We start from the raw sequence: 3,898 nt of genomic DNA, 5'->3' as shown, positions 1-3,898 counted from the left end.
CATAACAAATATCCATGACTGGTTTATTAATATTCCATGGGCTTAAACTACTCGTTATGAATACAGCCCTGCGTTTTAAGGAGCATTCCTGAAATGAGACACATCGAGTTAAAGAATACACTAGCAGTTGCAGTCAATTCTGACAGAAAGGTTGGCCTGAGCAATGCTAGTAGGTACTTGCCGTGAGTACTTACAAATTGGTTTGCCCGCACTGCCACAGCCGGATGCGCATACGTACAAGTGAAGGGCGCCATATTTTCCTGCGAATTGCTTATTTGCAATGCACCACCGAAGCGTGTGGCTGGTCAGTGCGCGCCGAATTCGAAATGACCCATGAACTCTCCCCTAGCGGTATGCCCAACCCGGAAGTGTACCTGCCTTCGGCCAATGGTGATTTGCGCAAAGCCGCCCTGCCGGGCGCGGGCCAGGGCAGCCCGATTGATTAGGCACTCTTGGGTGCAGGCAGTAGAACGTGCAGATAAAAAAACACCCCGCCTAGGCGGGGTGTTTTGTTTTACCGAGGCTGCCGGGGCGATCAGCCGATCAGTTGCAGGCCCGCTTGCTGAACCAGTTCCAGCAGTGGCTGCGGGTATACGCCCAGCACGAAAGCAAGAATGGCGATGGCCAGCAGCATGACGCCGCCGGTGCGCTGTTCCCACTTCAGTGGGGCGTCGTGGCGACGCAGGTTTGGCTCGACCAGGTACAGGGTCACCATGACACGCAGGTAGTAGTAAACGCCGATGGCGCTACCGATCACCAGCGCACCGACCAGCCACCACAGGTGCGACTCGACGCCGGTGGCGATGATGTAGAACTTGCCGATGAAACCAGCGGTCAGCGGGATGCCCGCCAGCGACAGCATCATCACGGTCAGTACCGCGGTCAGGTACGGACGGCGCCAGAACAGGCCGCGGTACTCGTACAGTGCGTCGGCGTCACGGCCGCCGTAGGGCGAGGACATCAGGGTGATGACACCGAAGGCGCCCAGGCTGGTGATCACGTAGGTGACCAGGTACACGCCCATGGCTTCCAGGGCCAGGCCCTTGCTGGCGACCAGCGCGATGACCAGGTAACCGAAGTGGGCGATGGACGAGTAACCCAGCAGACGCTTGAGGTTGCTCTGGGTCAGCGCCAGCAGGTTACCAATCAGGATCGAGGCCACGGCGATCACCGCCAGCACGGTGCTCAACACGCCGCTGCTGGCAGCAGGGGAGAGCATGAACAGGCGCACGACCACGGCGAATACTGCCACCTTGCTGGCGGTTGCCAGGAACGCGGCGACAGGTGCCGGGGCGCCTTCGTATACGTCCGGGGTCCACAGGTGGAACGGTACCAGCGACAGCTTGAAGGCCAGGCCGACCAGCATCATGCCCAGGCCCAGTTGGGCCACCAGGCTTGGCATGCTGGTGGTAGCCAGGGCCTTGCCGATCTGGTCGAAGCTGAGGCTGCCGGCGTCGGCGTACAGCAGGGCCATGCCGAACAGCAGGAACGCCGAGCCTGCGGCCGACAGCACCATGTACTTGATGCCGGCTTCCAGCGAGCGTTTGTTGAAGAACGCATAGGCCACCAGGCCATAGACCGGTACCGACAGCAGCTCCAGGCCAATGAACAGGCCGGCCAGGTGGTTGGCGCTGACCAGCACCAGGCCACCGAGGGCCGACATCAGCAGCAGCAGGTACAGTTCTTCACGGTTGCCCGGGAAACCTTTGGAGCCTTCGCCGAGGTAGGCGTGAGCGAGGGTGACGCAGGCCAGCGTGGCGACCAGGATGATCGCCATGTACAAGCAGGCGAACTTGTCGATGGTGATCAGCGGGGTGACCGCCAGCGGCGCAACCTTCAGCGCCGGCAGGATCGACAGCAGGGCCAGGTTCAGGCCCACGGTGGACAGCAGGAAGGTCTGCGAGTGGTTGCGCTTCCAGGCGATCGCCAGCATCACCACCACCGTGGTGATGGTGGTGATCAGCATCGGCGCCAATGCGATGAAGTGTTGAGTGGTGAATTCCATAGCGCTCTTACCGGGCCGAAGCGAGTTGAGTGAAAGCGGAACCGAGCCACTGCTGCACACCACTCATGGTGGCGGCAGAGGTGTCGAGGAACGGCTGCGGATACACGCCCAGCAGGATCAGCAGTACCGCCAGACCCAGGACCATGATCAGTTCGCGACCGTCCATGCCGGCCAGCACGGTATCGCTCTTGGCCGGGCCGAAGTAGGCGCGGTGGATCATGATCAGCGAGTACACCGAACCGAACACCAAGCCTGTGGTGGCAATCACGGTGATCCACGGTACATGCACGAAGCTGCCGATCAGGATCAGGAACTCGCCGACGAAGTTACCGGTGCCAGGCAGGCCCAGCGATGCGGCGGCGAAGAACAGGCTGATGGCCGGCAGGTAAGCGATGCGGTGCCACAGGCCGCCCATTTGACGCATGTCACGGGTGTGCAGGCGCTCGTACAACTGGCCGGACAGGATGAACAGCGCGGCAGCCGACAGGCCGTGGGCCAGCATCTGGATCACCGCGCCTTGCAGGGCCTGCTGGCTGCCGGAGTAGATGCCGATCAGCACGAAGCCCATGTGCGAGACGCTGGAGAACGCGATCAGGCGCTTGATGTCGGTTTGTGCGAAGGCCAGGAAAGCACCGTAGAAGATACCGATCAGGCCCAGGGTCATGGCGATGGGCGCAAACTCGGCCGAGGCATTCGGGAACAGCGGCAGGGCGAAGCGCAGCAGGCCGTAGGCCGCAGTCTTCAGCAAGATACCCGCCAGGTCCACGGAGCCTGCGGTCGGTGCCTGGGCGTGAGCATCAGGCAGCCAGGAGTGGAACGGCACGACCGGCAGCTTCACCGCGAAGGCAATGAAGAAGCCCAGCATCAGCACGTACTCGACGCCGGCTGGCAGCTCGGCCTTCAGCAGGTCGCTGTAGTTGAACGTGAGCACGCCGGTGGTGTTGTAGTTGACCAGCACCAGGCCCAGGATCGCCACCAGCATGATCAGGCCGCTGGCCTGGGTGAAGATGAAGAACTTGGTCGCCGCGTAGATCCGGGTTTTCTTGCCGTCTGCCGAGCTGTGACCCCAGAGCGCGATGAGGAAGTACATCGGCACCAGCATCATTTCCCAGAAGAAGAAGAACAGGAACAGGTCCAGGGCCAGGAACACACCGACCACGCCGCCGAGGATCCACATCAGGTTGAGGTGGAAGAAGCCGACGTGGCGCTGGATCTCTTTCCAGGAACACAGTACCGACAGCACACCGAGCAGGCCGGTGAGCAGGATCATCAGCAGCGACAGGCCGTCGAGGGCCAAGTGGATGCTGATACCGAAGCGCTTGATCCACTCGACTTTGTATTCGAGTGCCCAGGCAGGTTCGGCGCCCGGAGCAGGGGCCAGGGTGTAGTCGCCGGTGCCCCACAGCCACAGGCCGATGCCAAGCAGCAGGGACATGGTCAGCAGCGCGATCCAGCGCGGCAGGGTGGCGCCGAAGCGCTCACCCAGCCAGCACAGGAAGCCGCCGATGAAGGGGATCAGGATCAGCCAAGGCAAAATCATGACGGGTTGGTTTCCTTTGGCAAAGTCGCAAGATTCAGAGTCATACCGCAGCCACTACCACGGCACCGAGCACCAGCACGGCACCCACGGCGATAGAGGCGGTGTACCAGCGCAGTTGGCCAGTCTCGGTCTTGCTCATGGCGACGTGGCCGCCACGCGCCATCCGAGGAATCAGGCCGATGGTGCGGTCAACCGGGTCCTTGCGCAGGATGTGGCTGATCAGCAGGTACGGTTTGACGAAAAGCTTGTCGTAGATCCAGTCGAAGCCCCAGGCGGCGAACCACCAAGCCGACAGGACGCGGCCGATGCCACTGTTGGCCACTGCGCTGACGAAGCGGCGCTTGCCCAGGAAC

Annotated in this window: 3 protein-coding genes and 1 pseudogene; 1 reads left to right on the top strand and 3 read right to left on the bottom strand. The window is 61.8% G+C overall.

Going from position 1 to position 3,898, the window contains the following annotated elements; genetic code table 11:
• The first annotated feature begins 182 nt into the window (after positions 1–182).
• Positions 183–446 carry an ogr/Delta-like zinc finger family protein gene (locus tag APH42_RS28590; RefSeq protein ID WP_012273302.1) on the top strand — a complete coding sequence of 88 codons (264 nt, stop codon included), beginning with the start codon at positions 183–185 and terminating at the stop codon, positions 444–446.
• An 89-nt stretch (positions 447–535) separates the two neighbouring features.
• Here the strand turns inward: APH42_RS28590 and nuoN are convergent, their stop codons facing one another.
• From nuoN to APH42_RS28575, 3 genes and pseudogenes are all read right to left on the bottom strand, one after another.
• Positions 536–2,005, bottom strand: coding sequence for an NADH-quinone oxidoreductase subunit NuoN (gene nuoN / locus APH42_RS28585; protein ID WP_012273301.1), 1,470 nt, complete (start codon positions 2,003–2,005; stop codon positions 536–538).
• A gap of 7 nt (positions 2,006–2,012) precedes the next feature.
• Complete coding sequence (gene nuoM / locus APH42_RS28580) at positions 2,013–3,545, bottom strand: NADH-quinone oxidoreductase subunit M (RefSeq protein WP_012273300.1); 1,533 nt, start codon at positions 3,543–3,545, stop codon at positions 2,013–2,015.
• A 40-nt stretch (positions 3,546–3,585) separates the two neighbouring features.
• Positions 3,586–3,898: pseudogene (locus APH42_RS28575) on the bottom strand (NADH-quinone oxidoreductase subunit L); the annotation flags it as partial.

Source organism: Pseudomonas sp. NBRC 111140, from assembly GCF_001320885.1.
Classification (GTDB): domain Bacteria; phylum Pseudomonadota; class Gammaproteobacteria; order Pseudomonadales; family Pseudomonadaceae; genus Aquipseudomonas; species Aquipseudomonas putida_P.
This window is presented reverse-complemented; position numbering and strand designations above follow the sequence as displayed.